Annotated in this window: 1 protein-coding gene; it reads left to right on the forward strand. The window is 58.1% G+C overall.

Features of this window, described 5'->3' with window-relative positions; genetic code table 11:
- Positions 1 to 306 (forward strand): transposase (locus EOE18_RS18245; protein WP_164852820.1); only part of this gene is annotated, 306 nt, incomplete at its 5' end.
- Between the last annotated feature and the right edge of the window lie 166 nt (positions 307 to 472).

The raw sequence follows: 472 nt of genomic DNA on the forward strand, positions 1-472 counted from the left end.
CGTGCCTTTGCCGCCTGGCTTGGTCTTACACCTCTACAGAAATCTACAAGCTGGAAAACTAAACTGGAGCGAACATCCAAGATGGGTGAGCGTACACTGCGGCGATTGCTGATCATCGGCAGCAGTGCTGTTGCGCGTCAGGCCAGCAAGCGCGGTGCGGCCGAAGGCTCGTGGCTTGCCCGCATGCTGGCTCGCAAGCCGCGCATGCTGGTGACAGTCGCACAGGCGAACAAGACAGCGCGGATCGTCTGGGCGCTGCTCACGAAGGAACAGGATTACAAAGCTCCGGTGGCAATGGCGGTATAGCGCGGCCAAAGTTACCAGAGGTCGTCGGAAGGCGCAGTCGGTCGAAGGAGGGTATGGCACAACAGTCGACGAGACTGGGTCAAAAAACCAGACCGTTACAATGTGCGAAAAGCACGCGGACTTGATTTGGATTTGACCCGCGAACTCCCATACAGGCCTGCAGTAC

It is taken from the genome of Novosphingobium umbonatum (genome assembly GCF_004005905.1).
Taxonomy (GTDB): domain Bacteria; phylum Pseudomonadota; class Alphaproteobacteria; order Sphingomonadales; family Sphingomonadaceae; genus Novosphingobium; species Novosphingobium umbonatum.